Origin of the sequence: Streptomyces sp. (assembly GCF_035644915.1) — a bacterium.
In the GTDB taxonomy this organism is placed as follows: domain Bacteria; phylum Actinomycetota; class Actinomycetes; order Streptomycetales; family Streptomycetaceae; genus Streptomyces.
This window is the reverse complement of sequence record NZ_DASQNP010000061.1, coordinates 1-4,124: the sequence shown is the minus strand read 5'-3', so window position 1 is coordinate 4,124 and position 4,124 is coordinate 1. Positions and strand designations below refer to the sequence as shown.

Below are 4,124 nucleotides of genomic sequence, written 5' to 3'. Positions count from 1 at the left end.
AGGGTCCACTCCACCAGCTCCGGGACGGTGGTCGCCGGGCAGTCCAGCACGATCCCGTCGATCCCGTACGCGGAGCCGTCGCCGTCCAGGACGGCGAGCGGCCCGTGCGGGAACCGCGGGTCGACGGCCGGCGCGGCGGTCCTCTGCGCGGCCGGGCGGCGCGACGCCGACGGCCCGGAGAGGCGCGCCGGAGCGGCAGCCCGGTGCGGCTGCGGTGCGGCGGGCTCGGCGGCGGGAGCCCCGGCGGCCGGGGCGGCCTGCTCCCGGGCGGGGCCGGTGGACGTCTGCGGAACCGGCGCGGACGCCGCCGCGGGCACGGGCGGGGTGGTGCCGGGCCTGGGGTACTTCGCCGCCCAGCCCTCCAGCAGCCGCTGATAGGCCTCCAGCCGCGGCGACCGGGGCTCGCTGCGGCCGTTCTCCCAGTTCTTCACCGTCTGCGGCGTCGTCTTCAACGCCTTCGCCAGTCGCGCCTGGGTGACCCCGGCGGCCTCGCGCAGCCGGGCCCGCTCCGCCGGGGGCGGTAGCTGCGGCTCCTCCTCCAGCAGCGCCTCGACGTTCGCGAACAGCTCCTCCTGGGTCGGCACGCGCGTCACCTCCGCCCCGGACACTAGCAGAGCTCAACCCACCATCGGCTCTATCTTTGATCTGCGGATTTAACCCCGCAATTATCCTGTGGCGAAGATCTGCGGCATCGATCGGTGGTGGTTACCGGCACCCTCCGGGCGTGCGCGGGATGGTGGTGCGCGACGGCCGGTCCTGCCAGGTGCCGGCCCGCCGGGCGAGGGCTGGGGGAAAGCGGTGTGACCGTGCCCGGAAGGCCGGCGGGGCCCGTGGCACATGGCTGGTCGCCGAAGGCGGAAGTCGCCCCTCCCCCCTGAACGCCGCCACACGCCGGAACCCGGTCCCGGCGCGGCCGCGTCCCGGCGGTGCGGGTCAGGTGCCGCCCCGTCAGCGGGTCTCCACCTCATGGGGGACGACCTCACCGCCCACAAGGCTGCCGGGCCATGCGAGTTCGCCACCTCCCGGGACCGGCCGACCCTCTCCTGCCTGCCGTCCCACGCTCCCGACCTCGCCCCGGTCCGGGGTGTCCGGCCCCTGCTGCGGCGTGGCCGGCCGTCCAACACCCCGCCCAGGACCGCAGCGGCCTCGTCGACGGCTGCCTCGCCGAGCCCGGCCCGGCCATCGGGCCTGGCCGATTCCGCACAGCACCACACGTTCAACCCCAGCGGCCGGGAGGGAAGCAGTTGCCTGCCCCCATGGTCCCGGGCACCCTGCTGTTCCCCTGGGAGAGGGCAAGGGACCAGCGGGAGTGGTTCCCACTTCTGTTGCCGTCGTACCCGGCGGCCGGCCTCCGGCAGGCGGTCCTGGAGACGACGTCTTGGAATGCGCCCTGCTGGGCACGGCCTGCGAGTGCCCCGGAGTCGTCCCGGGCCCGTACGTGCACACGGCACTCTCGATGGGGTCGAATCCGAGGCCGACGGCACCTGTTCCGCTGAAGGGGATCAAGCCCTGCCCTCCTGTGACCCTGGTGTTCCAGGCGCCGGTAATCGCCTCGACGGTGTCGTCTGCGACGCGGATTCCGGTCCGGTCACTGCTCGGCACTTCGGCAGTCGCCAGGCCGACCTCGTCGCCGTGTCCCTGCTCGTCGCCGTCGTCCTCGGCATCCGCAGCAGCCGTCACCAGCGCGGACTCCGGGCAACCACCGTGCTTCCCGACCTCCGAGGTGGCCGTTGGGCCGCCGTCGCCGGCCTGTAGGTCTGGACCGGACCGGTTCCATGCCGCATCATGACGCCTTTATGACAACTTCTTCCTTGCGATGACGACCGGGATGGTGGCCATGCGCGGCTTCTTGGGCAAGGCAGTCCTGACCGCCCTTCTCCTGCCGACGCTCCTGGCGCCCGTTCCCGCAACCGCGGCCCCCCAAGAGATCGCTCCCCGCGCGGAAGCCACCCCCGCCGCCGCGGACTGGACGGCGCCGCTCAGCACGCGGGGCCGCTGGATCGTCGACGCGGACGGGAACCGGTTCAAACTGCGGTCCGGCAACTGGCACGGAGCCAGCGGCACCTGGAACGGCAGCGGCAACGCGGACGAGGACGCCAACCACCACGCGGGGGAGAACTCCGGCCGGATACCGCTCGGCCTCGACCGTGCCCCCATGGCCGAGATCATCGCCGGCTTCCGGGAGATCGGGATCAACAGCATCCGGCTGCCCTTCTCCAACGAGATGATCCACGACACGCGTCCCGTCACGGACGATGCCGTCGCCGCCAACCCCGCCCTCCGCGGAAGGACCCCGCTCCAGGTCTACGACGCCGTGGTCCGCGAACTCACCGCCTCCGGCCTCGCGGTCATCCTCAACAACCACACCAACACCACCCGTTGGTGCTGCGGAGTCGACGGCAACGAGCGTTGGAACGCGAGCCAGTCCACCGAGACCTGGGAGAACGACTGGCTGTTCATGGCCCGCCGCTACCGGGACGACAAGCGCGTCGTGGGCGCCGACCTCTACAACGAGGTCCGCCGCGACGTCTGGGACGACCCCAACTGGGGCCTCGGCGACGACCACGACTGGTTCGCCGCCTCCCAGCGCGTCGGCGACCGCATCCTGACGGAGGCCAACCCCGACCTCCTCATCATCGTCGAGGGCATCAACTGGACCGGCATCCCCGTCGACGGATTCGCGCACGGGCGCCCCACCCTGGAACCCGTACGCCACCTCTCGCACACCCTCGTCGACTCGGGCAAACTCGTGTACTCCGCCCACTTCTACGGCTACACCGGCCCGAACCACAGCGGCGCCACCGGAATCGGCGAGACCACCGACCCCCGCTACCAGGACCTCTCCCCCACCGAACTGATCGACGTACTGAACCGCCAGGCCTTCTACGTCACCGCCGAACAGGACCGGCACTTCACCGCTCCCGTCTGGATCAGTGAGTTCGGCGTCGGCGGCCGTGAGGAGACGGGCGTCAAACAGCGCGCGTGGTTCGAGAACTTCGTCGACCACCTGATCCGTACGGACGCCGACTTCGCATACTGGCCGCTCGTCGGCTGGCACGAGAACCGCCGGGGCAACGGCTGGGCACTGCTGCACTGGGATGCCGCGGGCCGCCGCATGGGCATCCACGACGGCGACGACTGGCGGGCCGGGGCGTGGAGCCGGCTCGTCGAGGCCGCCGGCCGCACCGGTCACATCGCCCCCGTGGCCGACTGGTCGATGCTCAGCCCCGACCACGCCGACTTCGTCGCCTCGCGCCGCATGCGCGCGCTCCCCGACTGGGACCCCGGCGCACGCAAGGCCGCCTGCCCCGACGGACAGCGTCTCCTCGGTCTCAGCCACACCGGCAACCGGGGCCTGTGCTCCGATGCGACCGCCGGGCCCCTGGGGGACCCGGCCGGTGGACACGAGGTGGTCAAGGACGAGCGTCACGTCACGCCGGGCGGCGACTGGGCACCCGGATACACCAAGCTCCAGTGCCCCGACGGCCACTTCCTCACCGGCTACAGCGTCCGCGGTGCCGCCGTCTCGGCCGCCCTGTGCGCGAAGGCTTCACCCGGCGGGATCACCGGCACGCATGGCCGTACGGTCTGGTTCGACCGGAGCGACAACCGAGGCCCGTCACCCAAGGGCGGCGACTTCGCGAACGGCCACTACAAGGGTCAGTGCGCGGACGACGAGTACGCCGCCGGCATCGCCTGCACCGGCCGCGTCGGCTCGCGGCGAACCCCGGACGCGCTGTACTGCCGCAAGCTCGGCTGACGTGCCGACCAGGACCTCAACACCCGCTCCGGCCGACTGGTCCACCTCGGCCGAGTCGCCGTACACGGTGTTTCCGGCTGTCCTCCCCAAGGGTCACGAAGGCGGCAAGGGCGAAGGTGCGGTGCGAAAAGCTCAGGTGCGGCCCACGGAAGTCGTGGGACGACCCTCGCCGCCCCCTGCACGACTCCCCGCCGCGGTCCGGCAGGATCAGGGAAGGACACCGGCGGGGGCGCGCACGGTGTGGCGCAGGCGGGCGGCGTCCTGGCTGGGGGGCGCACCGAACCGGCGGCGGTACTCCCGGCTGAACTGCGACGGGTTGTCGTAGCCGACGCGGCGGCCGACTCCGGTGACGTCGCCCGGGTGG

2 protein-coding genes and 1 pseudogene are annotated in these 4,124 nt (G+C 72.4%); 1 reads left to right on the top strand and 2 read right to left on the bottom strand.

Going from position 1 to position 4,124, the window contains the following annotated elements; translation table 11 throughout:
- The coding region (locus VE546_RS06335; protein ID WP_324919420.1) for a helix-turn-helix transcriptional regulator at positions 1-584 on the bottom strand (584 nt) is incomplete at its 3' end.
- Between the two features lie 1,244 nt (positions 585-1,828).
- On the opposite strand from VE546_RS06335, the gene VE546_RS06330 reads away from it, so the two are divergent.
- Entirely contained in the window at positions 1,829-3,760 is a 1,932-nt protein-coding gene (locus VE546_RS06330) for a glycoside hydrolase family 5 protein (protein ID WP_414720416.1), read from the top strand.
- A 207-nt stretch (positions 3,761-3,967) separates the two neighbouring features.
- Here the strand turns inward: VE546_RS06330 and VE546_RS06325 are convergent.
- A pseudogene (locus VE546_RS06325) lies at positions 3,968-4,124 on the bottom strand (AraC family transcriptional regulator); the annotation flags it as partial.